General features: G+C 66.1%; 18 protein-coding genes. 7 read left to right on the top strand and 11 right to left on the bottom strand.

What is annotated here, in order from left to right; translation table 11 throughout:
• The 6 genes from QQ25_RS19070 to QQ25_RS19045 all read right to left on the bottom strand — a co-directional run bounded on the left by QQ25_RS19070 (position 1) and on the right by QQ25_RS19045 (position 4420).
• Positions 1-528 carry an SRPBCC family protein gene (locus QQ25_RS19070; RefSeq protein WP_039321458.1) on the bottom strand — a complete coding sequence of 176 codons (528 nt, stop codon included), beginning with the start codon at positions 526-528 and terminating at the stop codon, positions 1-3.
• A complete protein-coding gene (locus QQ25_RS19065; RefSeq protein WP_039321456.1) occupies positions 525-842 on the bottom strand; it encodes an ArsR/SmtB family transcription factor in 318 nt (105 codons plus the stop codon). Before QQ25_RS19065 ends, QQ25_RS19070 begins: the two co-directional genes overlap by 4 nt.
• 105 nt (positions 843-947) lie before the next feature.
• Positions 948-1934, bottom strand: coding sequence for an acyl-ACP desaturase (locus QQ25_RS19060; protein ID WP_039321454.1), 987 nt, complete (start codon positions 1932-1934; stop codon positions 948-950).
• A 331-nt stretch (positions 1935-2265) separates the two neighbouring features.
• On the bottom strand, positions 2266-2802 hold the full coding sequence (locus QQ25_RS19055; RefSeq protein ID WP_039380455.1) for a DinB family protein: 537 nt from the start codon (positions 2800-2802) through the stop codon (positions 2266-2268).
• Positions 2799-3596: a thioesterase family protein gene (locus QQ25_RS19050; RefSeq protein ID WP_039321450.1), complete on the bottom strand. Its 798-nt coding sequence runs from the start codon at positions 3594-3596 to the stop codon at positions 2799-2801. The genes QQ25_RS19055 and QQ25_RS19050 overlap by 4 nt, the downstream gene beginning before the upstream one ends.
• A complete protein-coding gene (locus QQ25_RS19045) occupies positions 3593-4420 on the bottom strand; it encodes a RecB family exonuclease (RefSeq protein WP_039380453.1) in 828 nt (275 codons plus the stop codon). Before QQ25_RS19045 ends, QQ25_RS19050 begins: the two co-directional genes overlap by 4 nt.
• 85 nt (positions 4421-4505) lie before the next feature.
• Here QQ25_RS19045 and QQ25_RS19040 point away from each other — a divergent pair, with 85 nt between their 5' ends.
• Complete coding sequence (locus QQ25_RS19040; RefSeq protein WP_039381076.1) at positions 4506-5366, top strand: tRNA (adenine-N1)-methyltransferase; 861 nt, start codon at positions 4506-4508, stop codon at positions 5364-5366.
• 109 nt (positions 5367-5475) lie between these two features.
• On the opposite strand, the gene QQ25_RS19035 is transcribed toward QQ25_RS19040, so the two are convergent.
• Genes QQ25_RS19035 through QQ25_RS19025 form a run of 3 tightly spaced genes read right to left on the bottom strand, consistent with a single transcriptional unit; the run spans position 5476 to position 6830 of the window.
• Positions 5476-5769 (bottom strand): DUF503 domain-containing protein, encoded by a 294-nt coding sequence (locus tag QQ25_RS19035; RefSeq protein WP_039321444.1) that lies wholly within the window; start codon positions 5767-5769, stop codon positions 5476-5478.
• A gap of 6 nt (positions 5770-5775) precedes the next feature.
• Positions 5776-6318 carry a lipoprotein LppK gene (locus QQ25_RS19030; protein ID WP_039321442.1) on the bottom strand — a complete coding sequence of 181 codons (543 nt, stop codon included), beginning with the start codon at positions 6316-6318 and terminating at the stop codon, positions 5776-5778.
• An 8-nt stretch (positions 6319-6326) separates the two neighbouring features.
• Positions 6327-6830: an MTB12 family secreted protein gene (locus QQ25_RS19025; RefSeq protein WP_039321440.1), complete on the bottom strand. Its 504-nt coding sequence runs from the start codon at positions 6828-6830 to the stop codon at positions 6327-6329.
• 145 nt (positions 6831-6975) lie between these two features.
• Here QQ25_RS19025 and arc point away from each other — a divergent pair, with 145 nt between their 5' ends.
• Positions 6976-8817, top strand: coding sequence for a proteasome ATPase (gene arc, locus QQ25_RS19020; RefSeq protein WP_039321437.1), 1842 nt, complete (start codon positions 6976-6978; stop codon positions 8815-8817).
• 53 nt (positions 8818-8870) lie between these two features.
• Positions 8871-9368, top strand: coding sequence for an adenosine-specific kinase (locus QQ25_RS19015; protein ID WP_039321436.1), 498 nt, complete (start codon positions 8871-8873; stop codon positions 9366-9368).
• Here QQ25_RS19015 and QQ25_RS19010 read toward each other — a convergent pair.
• Positions 9356-10546 carry a DUF418 domain-containing protein gene (locus tag QQ25_RS19010; RefSeq protein WP_039321433.1) on the bottom strand — a complete coding sequence of 397 codons (1191 nt, stop codon included), beginning with the start codon at positions 10544-10546 and terminating at the stop codon, positions 9356-9358. The genes QQ25_RS19015 and QQ25_RS19010 overlap by 13 nt on opposite strands.
• 48 nt (positions 10547-10594) lie before the next feature.
• On the opposite strand from QQ25_RS19010, the gene QQ25_RS19005 reads away from it, so the two are divergent.
• Positions 10595-11152: a TetR/AcrR family transcriptional regulator gene (locus QQ25_RS19005; protein WP_039380451.1), complete on the top strand. Its 558-nt coding sequence runs from the start codon at positions 10595-10597 to the stop codon at positions 11150-11152.
• On the opposite strand, the gene QQ25_RS19000 is transcribed toward QQ25_RS19005, so the two are convergent.
• Positions 11094-12035, bottom strand: coding sequence for a LysR family transcriptional regulator (locus tag QQ25_RS19000; RefSeq protein ID WP_039380449.1), 942 nt, complete (start codon positions 12033-12035; stop codon positions 11094-11096). The two genes, QQ25_RS19005 and QQ25_RS19000, sit on opposite strands and share 59 nt — an antisense overlap.
• A gap of 72 nt (positions 12036-12107) precedes the next feature.
• Between QQ25_RS19000 and QQ25_RS18995 the strand changes: the two genes are divergently transcribed.
• From QQ25_RS18995 to ectB, 3 genes are all read left to right on the top strand, one after another.
• Entirely contained in the window at positions 12108-13067 is a 960-nt protein-coding gene (locus QQ25_RS18995) for a DMT family transporter (RefSeq protein ID WP_082017605.1), read from the top strand.
• A gap of 402 nt (positions 13068-13469) precedes the next feature.
• On the top strand, positions 13470-14015 hold the full coding sequence (ectA, locus tag QQ25_RS18990; protein ID WP_039321428.1) for a diaminobutyrate acetyltransferase: 546 nt from the start codon (positions 13470-13472) through the stop codon (positions 14013-14015).
• A gap of 47 nt (positions 14016-14062) precedes the next feature.
• Complete coding sequence (gene ectB / locus QQ25_RS18985) at positions 14063-15349, top strand: diaminobutyrate--2-oxoglutarate transaminase (protein WP_039321425.1); 1287 nt, start codon at positions 14063-14065, stop codon at positions 15347-15349.
• The last annotated feature ends 12 nt before the right edge of the window (positions 15350-15361 follow it).

The following is a 15361-nucleotide window of genomic DNA, read 5'->3' as shown; positions in this document are numbered from 1 at the left end:
TCAGTTTCCTGTCTCTGCGGTCCATTGGGTTTCGAGGGTCTGAGCGACTTGTTGATAACGCTGGGCCCAGTCGGGCAGGGGCTGCCCGCCGAGATGCGCCTCCAACCGGTCCAGGTAGGCGTGGGTGCCGGGGTGGAATCCCTGACCGTCAGAGACCGTCAGGCCGCGGTGGGTGAAACGAAGCAAGGTGCCGTCGCCGTCCGGGATGAGTTCGTAACGCACGATGCCGGATTCGGGGGCGGACAGCACGGCCTGATTCCACTCGTGTTCGAAAACCCTTGGCGGGTCCCAGACTCGGATCCGTCCGGTCATCTTCTTCTGTTGCGGCGGGACCGGCGGTGCATGCGGAATCATCTCGATCGTGCCGCCCTCGCGGGCATCGATCGTGGTTTCGCCCATCCATTCGCCGCGCTGTCCGGGGTCGGTGATGGCGGCCCACACCGCGTCGACGGGATAAGGCAGGCGTCGTTCGAAGTGCAGCGCGGCCCGGTCTCCCTCGACAGTGAGTTTTCCTTCGCGGCTTGTCATTTCGTCTCCTTGTGGGTCGCTTTGAGATGACTTTCCAGGGCGTCGAGGTGATCGGACCAGTAGCGGCGGTACCTCTCGATCCACTCGTCGATCTGCATGAGGCCGTCGGCGCGCAGGGCGTAAATGCGACGCTGCGCGTCGGGCCGCACCTCGACCAGGCCGACCTCTCGTAACACCCGTAGGTGTCGTGACACGGTGGGCTGGGTCAGCCCCGGAAGGGTGGCGACCAGTTCACCCGCGGTGCGTTCGCCTTCGACGAGGGCATCGAGCAACGCGCGCCTGCTGGGTTCGGCGACTGCCTCGAACACGTCCATACCTTGAGTATCGCATGACATCTATATAGACGCAAGCAAATATATGGCTCCGAAAAATCCCGTCGGTGTCGGTTTCAGTTGCCGACGCCGACGGGACTATCTGAGCTACGAAGCGGCAGCTGCCTTTTCGGCATTCCGCTCGGCCTTGGCGGCCTCGCGGGCAAGCATGCGGTCGCGCTGCTCCTCGAACTTGAGGACCTGCTTCTGCAGGTCCTCAAGGTAGGTCGCCAATTGCTCACGACGCTTCTCGCCGCGTGCGCTCACGTCGGTGCGTTCGAAGATCCGCCACTTCCTGACGCTGGGCATCACCACTTCTTCAAGGTGCTGGCGCAGGTCGTAGATGCCGTTCTTGGCCATGATCACGCTGTTGCGCCGCCAGTTCGGCATGCCACGGCCGGGCATCTGAAAGCCTTCGATGATGGCACAGGCCGCTTCCATGGCCTGATCGGGCGCGAGGTCGAATCCGGCGCTGAAAACGTTGCGGTAGAACACCATGTGCAGGTTCTCGTCAGTGGCCACCCGCGCCAGCATCGCCTCGGCGATCGGATCGTCACAGATCTTGCCGGTGTTGCGGTGGCTGACCCGGGTCGCGAGCTCCTGCAGCGTGGCGTAGGCCGAGATCATCAGCGGGCCGGGCTCGTGGATCTTGCGCTCTTCTTCGCTGGGGTCGTAGCCGTTCTGCATGTGCTCCATGCGGGCCCGCTCGAGGGCGACCGGATCGACACCGCGAGTGACGACGAGGTAGTCGCGGATGACGATGCCGTGGCGGTTTTCCTCCGCCGTCCAGCGGTTGACCCAATGGCCCCACGCGCGGTCCAGGGAGAAATGCTGGGCCGCGCCGCGGTGGTACGACGGCAGATTGTCTTCGGTGAGCAGGTTGGTGACCATCGCCACCTTCGCCACCTCGCTCAGCTGTGACTGCTCGGGATCCCAGTCGTCGCCGCCGAGCGCCGCGAAGTTGCGGCCTCGGTCCCACGGCACATAATCGTGCGGGTGCCACTCCTTGGCGACCGCCAAGTGGTGGTTGAGATTTTCCTCGGCGACATGCTCGAGTTCGTCGAGAAACTCGGCGTCTGTCAGATCCCTCTGCATAGGCTCCCCCTGGGAATCGTCTTTTGGGCAGTGTGCTCGCGTTGTTTGCTCAGGAAAGCCCGGTGCAACACTCCCGGCTGGACGTCAATACCACCGTATCTTCGCTGGTAGGCGATGACGTGTGGGAGAAACTTTGATCCACAACAACCACGTTCCACGACCCCGGGACGATTTACCAGCTCCCGCGAGGGACCGTCCCGAAACTGCAACGCACGTGATTTCCTTCCGACACTGTAACAAGGTTCGTCCGGCCATCGCCCGGCACAACTCGCTCAGTAGCTGAACATCCCGTCACAGGCCATCGAACACGCCGAGTTCGGCGCTCCGTCCGTCACGTCGGTTCGGCAGATCTGCCGGCCTCCCCGGACGCCGCGCGCAGCAGGCGAAGTTGGCCGATCTCCGCCGCATTCTTCGTCAGTTCGACGTTCAACCACAACACCATGTCCGCCAGTGTCCGGCCAGAGTCGGGGCCCCACGGAAATGTCGCAGGAGCAAGCAGATCGGCGTCGGTCAACGTGCCCAACAGCCGGCTCCACCGTTCGTGGAGCACTCTGATCCGTCGGACGGCGTCGGTCGGACCCGGCCAGTCGATCTCGGCGCGCGGCGTCGGCGGCCGGCCTTCGAGGTGGGCCAGGGCGGTGGACCACCAGAAGATCATGTGCCACGTCAGCCAGCCGATGGTCGGAACCGGCACCGGGTCGGGCTCGACGTCCGCGAAGTCCGGCCACCACCGGCCCGCCGAATCCTCGTGCACCGTCCACACCAGCGGACCGGGTTCCCACAGGTGATCGGCGCCGGACAGTGCCGACAGGTGCAGGTCGGCCAGCGCCCAGGCGACGTCGAACTGGCGGCGCAACGGGCTGTTCACGGTGCGCGCATCACCAGCAGGGTCTGAGCCGAGGTGCCGATAAATCCTTGGCGGTCAAATATTTCCGCGGTCGTCGCGCCGACGCCGTCCGGTCCGATCGAGCCGCGGGCGCGCAACGCGAAGTCCGAGCCCTCCGGAAGCCGGTGCAGATGAACAGAGGTATCGGTGTTCATGAAGACGAACTTAGTTGGATCCAGCGCTGCACCAATGCCATTGGCCGAATCGACGACAAGCGCCAGGCGCTGCAGCGCCGTCGTCTCCTCATCGTCGACCACCGGCGTCAGCGGACTCATCCACGCCACCGCGGCCTCACCGTCGGCGGTGCGTTGCCGTCGCCACGACACGCTCTCCAGATAGCCCGGCGCACCTTCCCAGTTGTGTGCCACGTCGTCGGCCTCGCCCTCGACCAGCGGTGCGAAACGGTCGGTGACCACGTCACTGGTGTCGCTGGGTGCCAGCAGCCAGGCCGTCACCCGCGCCACCGCCCGCCACGTGCCGTCGGGCCGGGCCGCCTCCATCTCCGCGGCGACCATCGAGATGCGGGATCCCGGCCGGTCCACCCAGGCCCGAACGCGAACCGGTGCAACGGGAATCGCACCCAGGATGTCAAGCGTCAAACGTCCCACCCGCAGGCCGGAGTCCGCCGTCAACTCCTCGATCGCCTTGGTCAACAGCGCCAGCGGCGGCGAGCCGTGCTGGATGGCCGGATCCCAGTTGCTGCGGGTGTCGGCGGTGGATTCGAACAGTTGGTACTCACCATCGGAACCCCGCCGATGGTAGTGACACCCGATCATGCAACTCCTGATTCTGGCCATCCGGGATACGGCGGCGGGGTGCCACCGAACGCCGGACACAAACTCTGATGCGCACACCACGAACACAACCGCGACGGGTTCGGCCGGAAGTCGCCTGTTGCCCCGGCGGCCTGAATGGCTTTCCAGATCGCCATCAGTGTCCGCTCGAACCGCAACAGCTCGTCGTGTGCGGGGGAGTAGTCGAGCACCTGACCGTCGGCCAGATACAACAGCCGAAGCCGCGACGGCATCACGCCCCGCGACCGCAGCAGCGCCACGGCATAGAACTTCATCTGGAACATCGCCTTGAACTCCGCCTGCGCCCGCGCCTCGGGCGGGGCCTTGCCGGTCTTGTAATCCACGACACGCAACTCGCCCGACGGTGCGACGTCGATCCGGTCGACGAATCCGCGCAGCAGCGTGCCGTCGGCGAGTTCGACCTCGAGCCGGTGCTCGCAACACTGCGGGTCGAACCGGGTCGGATCCTCCAGGCGGTAGTACCCCGACAACAGCGCCCTGGCCTCGGCGAGCAGCGTGGCCGGATATTCGGTGTCGGCCAGCTCCGGCTCGGCGGCCACCACCTGCTCCCACGCCGGCTCGACCAGCGTCAGCGCCGTGTCGTGCACCCGCTCGGCCGCAGGGAGGCCATAGAGCTGCTCCAGAGCGGCGTGCACCAGCGAACCACGCAGCTGGGCAGGGGACCGCGGCTCGGGGAGCCGATCTATGGCGCGGAACCGGTAGAGCAGCGGGCACTGTTTGAAATCACCCGCCCGCGATGGTGACAGCGCCGGGCGGCGCGGTGCCGGGGCCGGTTCTTCGCTCACACCCAGAAGCCTAAGACCGGGCCCCGACAAAGTTGCGGAACCCCGGGCGCCCCTGCGGGTGCGGGTACTGGCAGGCTGGACGTCCGTGGCAGGGAAGAGACCGACCGGACCGTTTGCCGTTGGCGACCGGGTGCAACTCACCGACGCCAAGGGCCGGCGCTACACGATGGTGCTCAACCCCGGCGGTGAGTTCCACACCCACCGCGGCATCATCGCCTTCGACAACGTGATCGGGCTGCCCGAAGGCAGCGTGGTCAGATCCACCAACGGCGATCAGTTCCTGGTGCTGCGACCGCTGCTGGTCGACTATGTGATGTCGATGCCGCGCGGCGCCCAGGTGATCTACCCGAAAGACGCCGCACAGATCGTGCACGAAGGCGATATCTTTCCGGGCGCCCGGGTATTGGAAGCCGGCGCCGGATCCGGTGCGCTGACCTGCTCGCTGCTGCGGGCCGTCGGACCCGAGGGACGGGTCACCTCATACGAGATCCGCGACGATCACGCCCCGACCGCCGAGCGCAACGTCACGACATTTTTCGGTGAGCGCCCGGACAATTGGGACCTGGTGATCGCCGACCTGGCCGACTACGACGGCCCCGAGATGGACCGCGTGGTGCTGGACATGCTCGCCCCCTGGGAGGTGCTGCCCGCGGTCTCCAAGGCCCTCGTCGCCGGTGGCGTGCTGATGGTCTACGTCGCCACCGTCACCCAGCTGTCGCGAGTCGTGGAGGCCCTGCGCGAGCAGCAGTGCTGGACCGAACCGCGGGCCTGGGAAAGCATGCAGCGCGGCTGGCACGTGGTGGGCCTGGCGGTCCGCCCGGAACACAACATGCGCGGCCACACCGCATTTCTGATCAGCGCGCGAAAATTGGCACCGGGCGCCGTGGCACCGGTTCCGCTGCGCAAGAAACGCCAGATCGCCGTCGAGTCCGAGCCGGGCGCCTGACGGCCCGTCGGCCGCCGTCGCTTTCCGCAGCAGGGTTGCGCCTCGGCGGCGATCGTTGCCCTCCGGTCGAAAACGGCGGCCCTGAGGTTCCTGGCAGCAGCGCCCCCAGCTAGTCGTCGCTGTGGTGCAGGCCCCTTCGGGCGGAGAGCAGTTCGAGTTCGGGGCGGCCCGCGACCATCCGTTCGGCGGCATCGAGCACGTCGACCACATGGGCCCGGTCGGCACCGACGAGGGCGACGCCGACGCCGGCGCGGCGGTGCAGATCATGGGCACCCGTTTCGGCCGCCGACACCGCGAGCTTGCGGTGCAGCTCGGCGATCACCGGCCGGATCACCGAACGTTTCTGCTTGAGCGAGTGGACATCACCGAGCAGCAGGTCGAATTCCAACCATCCGATCCACATGGCAGCTCAGCGGGGCGGTGTCGGAGGCGGAGCAGACGTTCCGGCACCGGCGCCCATCACCAGCAGCAGATCGGCGGTGTGCCGGGTCAGCTGCCAACCGTCGCCGTGCGGGGTGAATTCCATCGGAAAACTGAAGTCCTGTGCCGAACCATCGCCGCCCGCGGTGACCTTGACGGTCGCCACCACGTTGGCCGGCTCGGTCTGAGACCACGCGAGATCGGTGGCCTCGAAGCTCAGCGGGGTGAATCCGTTGTCGGCCAGAGCTCGGCCGAACTTGTCCAGCGCGGCGGCGTCATCGGCCGTGCCCTGTTCGACCAGGCCGACCTTGTCGGCGCCGGGCACATTGACATCGGCCAGCCGGTCCAGCACGCCGGTCAGTGCTTCCGGGGCGGGCAGCGGCGCGGCAGGCGGTGCCTGCGGTGTGGTGGCCTGGAGGCTCGTGGTCGGGTGTGAGCTCTTCGCCGGGTGATCTCCGCTGCCGCACCCACAGAGCCCAAGTGCCGCCACGATCGTGGCGGCACTCAGGACTGTGATGCGGGTGCGGTTCAATGACCTACTCAGCCGACGGAGGACAGCAACGCCATGGCCGATCCCTTGGAGATCTGCCAGCCGGTCGGGCTCGGGCCCGCAACGAACTGGATGTTCTGGGTCGCGGTGCCGCCGGTGGCCGAGGTGGCGGTGACATCGGCATATGCCACGCCGCCCTGGTCGTCGATGTTGGCGATGTTGAAGGTCAGCGGGAACTTCCCCTCAGCCGCGGCCCTGTTGTAGGCGCGGTCCGCGGCGATGCTCTCGATACGGCCGATGCCGCCCTGGATGTAGGGGGCCTTGCCGCTGAACGAGCCACCGCTGGCGAGCGCCTGCAGGGTCTGCACCAGTGGCGACGCCAGGTCGGGTGCGGGCGTAGCCGGCAGCGGCGCGCCGAACACGACCGGCTGGATTGCCGGGGTTGTCGACATGCCGTTGGATGCAATAGAAGTCACACCCGCCGCTGCTCCGCCCACCACGGCGGCGGCTGCAGCTGCGGTGATAAAGCCGGTAACGAGGGTTTTCGGGGTCACGACTGTCCTTTCGATCGGACCAACTGAACTTAGAGGCTAACAGTGGTGCTGGTGTGTCTAGTTCCTAGAGCGCACACAATGGCTGAATCGCCGGTAGCGTTGAAGTTGTTACTGCACCAACTTGCGGTGCGGGAGGGAGCGCAATATGAGTGAGTCAGAGCGTTCGGACGGCTCTGCCGAGAGCTTATCGGCCGGCCACTCGCAGCCCATGTCCAGCGATGAGGCCGCCGAGCTGGAATCGCTGCGTCGTGAGGCCGCGGTTCTGCGGGAGCAACTGGAGAATGCGGTAGGCCCCCAGAGCGGGCTGCGCAGCGCTCGCGACGTCCACCAGCTCGAGGCGCGGATCGACTCGCTCGCCTCGCGCAACGCCAAGCTCATGGACACCCTCAAAGAGGCACGCCAGCAACTGCTCGCCCTGCGCGAGGAGGTCGACCGGCTGGGACAGCCACCGAGCGGCTACGGCGTGCTGCTGGGTACCCACGAGGACGACACCGTCGACGTGTTCACCTCGGGCCGCAAGATGCGCCTCACCTGCTCGCCGAACATCGAGACCGCATCGCTGAAGCAGGGCCAGACGGTCCGGCTCAACGAGGCGCTCACCGTGGTCGAGGCCGGTAACTTCGAATCAGTCGGCGAGATCAGCACCCTGCGCGAGATCCTGTCCGACGGGCACCGGGCCCTGGTGGTCGGGCACGCCGACGAGGAACGCATCGTCTGGCTGGCCGAACCCCTGATCGCGGCCGAGGATCTGCCCGATCTTCCCGACGCCAGGCAGGACGACGACCGGCCCCGCAGATTGCGGCCGGGTGACTCGCTGCTGGTCGACACCAAGGCCGGCTATGCCTTCGAGCGCATCCCCAAGGCCGAGGTCGAGGATCTCGTCCTCGAAGAGGTGCCCGACGTCAGCTACAGCGACATCGGTGGCCTCGGTCGCCAGATCGAGCAGATCCGGGACGCGGTGGAGCTGCCCTTCCTGCACAAGGAGCTCTATCGCGAGTATTCGCTTCGCCCGCCCAAGGGCGTGCTGCTCTACGGTCCGCCCGGTTGCGGTAAGACGCTCATCGCCAAGGCCGTGGCGAACTCGCTGGCCAAGAAGATGGCCGAGGTTCGTGGCGACGATGCCCGTGAGGCGAAGAGCTACTTCCTCAACATCAAGGGCCCCGAGCTGCTCAACAAGTTCGTCGGTGAGACCGAGCGCCACATCCGGCTGATCTTCCAGCGGGCCCGTGAGAAGGCTTCCGAGGGCACGCCGGTGATCGTGTTCTTCGACGAGATGGACTCGATCTTCCGCACCCGCGGCACCGGTGTCAGCTCTGATGTTGAGACAACCGTTGTGCCGCAGCTCCTTTCGGAGATCGACGGCGTGGAGGGCCTGGAGAACGTCATCGTCATCGGCGCCTCCAACCGCGAGGACATGATCGACCCGGCGATCCTGCGGCCCGGCCGCCTCGACGTCAAGATCAAGATCGAGCGGCCCGACGCCGAATCGGCACAGGACATCTTCTCCAAGTACCTGACCGAAGCGCTGCCGGTGCACGCCGACGATCTGGCCGAGTTCGGCGGAGACCGTTCGCTCACGATCAAGACGATGATCGAGAAGGTCGTGGACCGGATGTACGCCGAGATCGACGACAACCGGTTCCTGGAGGTCACCTACGCCAACGGTGACAAGGAAGTCATGTACTTCAAGGACTTCAACTCCGGCGCCATGATCCAGAACGTCGTCGACCGGGCGAAGAAGAACGCCATCAAGAGCGTGCTGGAGACCGGTCAGCCCGGTCTGCGCATCCAGCATCTGCTGGATTCGATCGTCGACGAGTTCGCCGAGAACGAGGACCTGCCCAACACCACCAATCCCGATGACTGGGCGCGGATCTCGGGCAAGAAGGGCGAGCGGATCGTCTACATCCGCACGCTCGTCACCGGCAAGAGTTCGTCGGCCAGCCGAGCTATCGATACCGAATCCAACCTGGGGCAGTACCTGTAAGCCCTCGGCTCAATCGGCACCCGTGACGGCGGCGCCGGTGGCAGCATGGAGCTGTGACCACACCGGCGCTGTCGTGGGACGTGGTGCCCGTCGACAATCCCGACGAGCTCAACGTCGTCATCGGGCAGGCACACTTCATCAAGACCGCCGACGACCTGCACGAGGCGATGATCGGCGTCAGCCCGTCGCTGCGCTTCGGGTTGGCATTCTGCGAGGCGTCCGGTCCTCGGCTGGTGCGCCGCAGCGGTAACGACCCCGACCTGGTCGAGTTGGCGGTGCGCAACGCGCTGGCGATCGGCGCAGGGCATGTGTTCGTGATCTTCCTGCGCGAGGGATTTCCGGTGAACGTCCTCAACCCGGTCAAAGGTGTTCCGGAGGTCTGTTCGATCTACTGCGCCACCGCCAATCGGGTCGACGTCGTCGTTGCCGTCACCCCACTGGGGCGTGGCATCGCCGGAGTGATCGACGGGCAGCCGCCGCTGGGCGTCGAATCGGATGAGGATGAGACGGCACGGCGGGAGCTGTTGCGGGCGATCGGCTACAAGCTCTGACCGGTCAAGGTTCCGTTTTGTGGGTGTGGGACCGGTCGCGGGCCACGCGTGCGGTCCGCCAAGGCGCGGTAGCTGCTGTTCCACAGCCACTCGACCGGGCCCCGACGGAACCGGCGCAGCCACAGGTTGGCGAAGCACATCACGACTGCGACGACTAACAGGTAGACCGCCACGGTGGCCGGTACTCGCTGCGCCGCCGGCGTTGCTGCGGCCAATCCGAAGCCCCAGCCGTAACAGATCGCCGATGCCAGAACATTCTGTAACACATAGCTGGACAACGCCATCCGGCCGACCTCGGCCAGCCGGCGTCCGGTCCATCCGGGCGCCGGGCGTCGGGTATAGAACTCGGCCACCAACGCCAGGATGCCCATCGATACGAACGGTGCGACGCCGTAGCGGGCGAGGATCAATCCGGGGCCGCCACCGGCGACCTCCAGCGCGATGTCGAGGGGCGCGGCCACCGCGAACCCCAGCCAGATCAATCGCCGCCGCAACATGGTGCCACGTGCCTCCAGCACGCCGGCATGAAACAGCCTGGCGCCCAACAGGAACAAGGCGATCGACATCGGGAAGATCAGCAGGGTCTCCAGCCGGAACAGCAGAACATGGTCGAGGCGGAACAGCACCAGATCCCAGAACGAACCGTCCGCATAGGGATTGGGGTCGAGCGGCCGCGACGAACCGGTGTCACCGGCCGCGCCGAGCAGGGCGACCGTGATGGCGCTCAGCATCGCGATGTGCACGACCGCGGCGCACCCGATGATCCGGCGTTGCGCGCGCGGGCTGGTGACCAGCAGGTAGGACACGATCCAGCCGGTGATGGCATAGCCCGTCAGAACGTCGAACTCGGTGAACAATACGAAATGCACGATGCCGTCGACGAGCAGCAACAATGCCCGCCACGGGTAGCTGCCGGGCCACCGGAGACCGGCGCGCAGTGCTGAACGTTGTTGCAGGGCAAGACCGATCCCGAACATCACGGTGAGTAGGCCCAGGAACTTGCCCTGGGCGAGTACCTGCAGCGCGATCTCGACGGGCCGCCAAGGCGAGTCCGGTGGGCCGTTGAAGTAGCCGATCAGCCCCGCCGGATTGGTGAAGATCCAGACGTTGGTGCCCAACGTGCCGAGGATGGCGATGCCGCGCAGGACGTCCAGGGACTGCAGCCGTGTCGAGGACATGCTCGCGGACGCTACCATACGGACGTATTGGTCGCCTATGCTGAAGCCGTGGACACGCCCTATGACCGGACGGCCGACGCGGTGCTGCGCGTGTTGGTGGCCGAAGGTTTCGAAGGCGTCTCGGTGCGCAAGGTCGCCGCCCTGGCCGAGGTTTCGATCGGTGCGGTGCAACATCACTTTCCGACCAAGGATGCGATGCTGGCCGGTGCGATGGACCGCGCCTCGGCTCGGTTCCTGGCCCGGTTGGGGGAGTGCCTGACCGCGGAGATGTCCGCCGCGCAGCGGTTGGAGACATTGGCGGTGGCCCTGGTGTGCCCGGAACCCGGCGATCGCGACATCAGTGTGGCCTGGCTCCTGCGGCTGGCCCGCGCCGCGGTCGACGAGCAGACCGCGATTCGGCATCGGCAGGACTGGAGCCGGATGTCACGGTGGCTGGCGGATCTGATCACCGCTGCTGCCCCTGGTGTGGACGCCGATTCGGCCGCCGTCGAGTTGCTGGCTCTGTTGGACGGACTGGCCTGCTCGGTGGCCGTCGAGCCGGACCGGGTCAGTCCACTGCTGGCCGAGCGGATCGCCCGGGAGCACGTTCGGCGGTTGCTGAGCTGATACCCGCCGCGATCGTGCGCAAGTGCTCCAGGACGGCAGCCACAGCGGGCCGGGTGCTCGCGCCCGCGCGGGTGACTGCCTCTACCCGCCGGGCCATCGAGATATCGATGATCGGCAACCGCACCAGCTCCCGCGCGAGCCGCACATGGCGGGGCATCAGGGCGATGCCGGTGCCCGCGTGGACCAGCTCCTCGACCACGCGGAAGTCGTTGATCCGTTGGGTGATTCGCGGTTGGATGCCGGACAGGATCGCGATCGAGTTCAGCACGTCGTCAACCATCAAGCCGCCTTCGACACCGATCCAGGGTTCGTCGGCCAGGTCCGTCAGCCGCACCCGGTCGCGGCCGGCGAGTCGATGCTCGGGCGGGAGGACGACATCCAGAGGTTCCCGCAACAGTTCGGTGGATTCGAAGCGTGGGCCCCGAGAGAGCGGGTCGCGTTCGTCGCGATGTACCACGACGACATCGAAGTCGGCGAGCTGCGCCGGTGCCCGGGATGCCGGAACGTCGATATCGCGGCCGAGAACCTGTACTCCGTGTTCTGCAGCACGAATAATCAACGGGGCCAACAGCATTGCCGCGCCGGAGGGGAAGAACGACACACTGACCGTGCCGCGGGGTGTGTTGCGGTAGGCGTCCATCTCGGTGCGGGCGCGGTCCAATGCCGCCAATACGGCGTCGGCGTGGCCGACCAGCACCTGGCCGGCATCGGTCAGCCGCACCCGTCTGCCGTCCGGTTCGATCAATGGCACGCCGGCCTCGCGTTGCAGGATCTTCAACTGCTGGGAGACGGCCGAAGGTGTCATCGACAGCACTTGAGCCACCGCGGCGACCGTGCCGTGGTCGGCGAGCTCGCGCAGCATCCGCAGGCGCCCGGCATCCATGAAGTAATGCTACATATAATGTGAAATAACATTAGCTTGACTGAATTATCGGCGGGGCCACACGCTGGTCGTATGCCCCGACGCTCCGCCGATCTCTGTCTGCTCGCCGTCGCCGTGGTCTGGGGTTCGAGCTACCTGGCCACTAAGGAGATCGCCGCGTCCGGCACGGTCTTCGCCCTACTGGTGGTGCGGTTCGCCGTGGCGGCGGCGGTGCTCGCTGCCGTCATGCTTCGGCGGTTGACGGGATTGACCCGCGCAGAGGCGGCTGCCGGGGTGGTCGGGGGGATTCTCCTGGCCGCGGTCTGCATTGCCGAAACCTACGGTGTGACAATGACATCGGCCTCCAATGCCGGCCTGATCATGGCGCTGACCATCGTGGTCACACCCATGATCCAACGTCACCGGGTCGGTCGTCGCTTCTACCTCACGGCCGCGCTGGCGGTGATCGGTTGCGTGTTGTTGACCCAATCCGGCGGACTGACCGCCCCGCGGTATGGGGACATCGTGATGGTGATCGCCGCTCTGGTGCGCGCCGTCCATGTCACCGTTGTGGCGCGGATGTCAGAGACGCACGGGATCGACTCCGCGCGAACCACTTTGGTGCAATTGCTGACGGTCGCCGTAGCGGCGCTCGCGCTGTGTGGGATATCGGGCCAGTCCGCACCGGCGGTGGCGGCGGCCTACGGGCTCACTGACTGGCTGCTCATCGCGTATCTCGCGGTGGCCTGCACGGTGTTCGCGTTCTGGGTGCAGTTGCGGGCACTGGGTACCACCAGTCCGGCCCGGGTCAGCCTGCTGGTGGGGACCGAACCGCTGTGGGCAGCCATCTTCGGTGTCGCCGTGGCGGGCGATCCGGTCACCGTCGCCGGCGTCGCCGGAGCCGCACTGGTGATCGCCGGAACCGGCTGGGGTCGGGCGTTGCTGACACCCCCTCGTGCCGGCGGTGACGTACGGCCCGCGGGGTGCAGGCCACCCGTGGCTACGGATGCAGTGGAGTTGCCCGCATGTGCCCCGGTGGGTCTGCGACGGTGACGACATTCGGAGAACCGAGCCTATTCGAACGCCATTTGAGGATTGAACGCACCGGTGATTATTAGATTTTGATTGGAATTTCCGCGGTGGTGTCTGAGTGGGCCATCCGGGCGGGCCGGGCTCCGTCGCGCCGTGACAGATCGGACGCCGGCGGAGGGGAAACGATCCCGAGGTTGGTACCCGCGCGCCAATGTAACGATTCGATAACGACGCTAACACTTTTCTGAGATTGACGATTCGCGGAGTTGTTGCAGGTCAAAGGCGGTGACGGCCGACGTATCGCACCTTCCCGGGCGGTGGCGCGGCTTGATCACGGCAGGGCGGTGTGCTTACGTCGAGGGCACCGATGGCTTGAAACTGATGATGATCGCTGAGAAGTTCGGTGGTGACTTTTAACTCGATATGCGTGTTTTAGAAAGCGTCCCGGGACGCCATTCCCGGGAAGAATTCCTGCGTCCTCCACGAAGTACCGACGCGATTGGCATCCGCGACCTTGCGGAAGCCACCGGCGTGCTCGATGTGAATTCCACGTACGCCTATCTGTTGCTGGCGACCGATTTTGCTGCCACGTCAATAGTGGCGGAACGCAACGGTGACCTGCACGGATTCATCACGGGTTACCACCCGCCGCCGCGACCGGATGTCCTGTTCGTCTGGCAGGTCGCCGTGGCGCCGTCGGCGCAGGGCGGGGGACTGGCCAGCACCATGCTCGACGCGCTCGTGCACCGGGTGCGGGCGCAGCGCGACGGGCGCCCGGTGACCGTGGAAGCCACGGTCTCGCCCGGCAATGCCGCCTCACGCGCATTCTTCGGCGCCTTCGCGCGCCGTCACGGCGTCCCACTCGTCGAGGACCCGCACTTCGAGTGCCACCTCCTCGACGCCGACGGGGGACACGAAGACGAGCCGATTCTGCGGATGGGGCCCATCGCCACACCGCTCTCTCGCTGAAATCAGTTATCTGATAACCAGTTTGATTAATTTGGAAGGATTGTCCCTTGCTGCTCGCTACGACAGCGCCGTTGTCCGAATCTGACCTTCCCGACGTGTTCAGCACGGTCGAGTCCGAGGTGCGCAGTTATTGCCGCGGCTGGCCCACTGTCATGAACAGTGCCGCAGGCTCCTGGGTGACCGACACCGCGGGGCGTACCTACATCGACTTCTTCGCCGGGGCAGGGGCGCTGAACTACGGCCACAACAACGCCGCCTTGAAGGAGCCGTTGCTCGAATACCTTGCCTCCGATGGGATCGTGCACTCGCTCGACATGGCCACCGCGGCCAAGCAGCGGTTCCTGGAGAGCTTCGAGCGGCTCATCCTGAAGCCGCGCGGGCTGGACTACAAGGTGCAGTTTCCCGGGCCGACGGGCGCCAACTCGGTGGAGTCGGCACTCAAGCTGGCCAGGAAGGTGACCGGGCGCGAGTCGGTTATCAGCTTCACCAATGCATTCCACGGCATGACGCTGGGTGCGCTGTCGGTCACCGGCAACTCTATGAAGCGGGCCGGGGCGGGTATCCCGTTGGTGCACGCCACCCCGATGCCTTACGACAACTACTTCGGCGGAGTCACCGAAGACTTCCAGTGGTTCGCTCGCGTGCTCGATGATTCGGGCAGCGGACTCAACCGCCCCGCCGCAGTGATCGTCGAAACCGTCCAGGGTGAGGGCGGTCTCAACGTCGCGCGGATCGAATGGCTGCGCGCGCTGGCCGACTTGTGCAGCGAGCGTGACATCCTCCTGATCGTCGACGACGTCCAGATGGGGTGCGGCCGGACCGGGCCGTTCTTCAGCTTCGAGGCCGCCGGCATCGTGCCCGATATCGTCACGATATCCAAGTCGGTCAGCGGCTACGGCCTGCCGATGGCGCTCACCCTCTTCCGTCGTGAGCTCGACATGTGGACGCCCGGCGAGCACAACGGCACCTTCCGTGGGCACAACCCCGCCTTCATCACCGCCACCGCGGCCATCGAGAATTATTGGCAGAATGACCAATTCAGCGCCGAGACGGTGGCCAAGGGTGAGTTGATCCGGAACCGGCTGGAGGAGATCGCCGCTGCCCATGAAGGCGTGACGGCCCGTGGTCGCGGAATGGCCCAGGGACTCAAATTCGACGAGGCGGACATGGCCGGAAAGGTCTGCCGGGCCGCCTTCGACCGCGGTGCGCTGATGGAAACCAGCGGTCCGTCCGACGAGGTGGTCAAACTGCTGCCGCCGTTGACCACCCTTCCGACCGAATTGTCCGAGGGGCTCGACATTCTCGCCGAGTCCGTCGCAGTCACGTTGGCCTGAGGAGGCTTGACA

The sequence above is a fragment of the Mycolicibacterium setense genome (genome assembly GCF_000805385.1).
GTDB lineage: Bacteria > Actinomycetota > Actinomycetes > Mycobacteriales > Mycobacteriaceae > Mycobacterium > Mycobacterium setense.
Note: the sequence above shows the minus strand (reverse complement) of the source record. Positions and strands in the feature narration are given on the sequence as shown.

Excerpts from the sequence above, each read along its gene's own strand:
- ectA (WP_039321428.1), top strand. The coding sequence starts at position 13,470 with ATGCGTGTTTTAGAAAGCGTCCCGGGACGCCATTCCCGGGAAGAATTC.
- QQ25_RS19010 (WP_039321433.1), bottom strand. The coding sequence starts at position 10,546 with ATGTCCTCGACACGGCTGCAGTCCCTGGACGTCCTGCGCGGCATCGCC.
- QQ25_RS18995 (WP_082017605.1), top strand. The coding sequence starts at position 12,108 with ATGCCCCGACGCTCCGCCGATCTCTGTCTGCTCGCCGTCGCCGTGGTC.
- QQ25_RS19000 (WP_039380449.1), bottom strand. The coding sequence starts at position 12,035 with ATGGATGCCGGGCGCCTGCGGATGCTGCGCGAGCTCGCCGACCACGGC.
- QQ25_RS19065 (WP_039321456.1), bottom strand. The coding sequence starts at position 842 with ATGGACGTGTTCGAGGCAGTCGCCGAACCCAGCAGGCGCGCGTTGCTC.
- QQ25_RS19035 (WP_039321444.1), bottom strand. The coding sequence starts at position 5,769 with ATGTGGATCGGATGGTTGGAATTCGACCTGCTGCTCGGTGATGTCCAC.
- arc (WP_039321437.1), top strand. The coding sequence starts at position 6,976 with ATGAGTGAGTCAGAGCGTTCGGACGGCTCTGCCGAGAGCTTATCGGCC.
- QQ25_RS19070 (WP_039321458.1), bottom strand. The coding sequence starts at position 528 with ATGACAAGCCGCGAAGGAAAACTCACTGTCGAGGGAGACCGGGCCGCG.
- QQ25_RS19060 (WP_039321454.1), bottom strand. The coding sequence starts at position 1,934 with ATGCAGAGGGATCTGACAGACGCCGAGTTTCTCGACGAACTCGAGCAT.
- QQ25_RS19050 (WP_039321450.1), bottom strand. The coding sequence starts at position 3,596 with ATGATCGGGTGTCACTACCATCGGCGGGGTTCCGATGGTGAGTACCAA.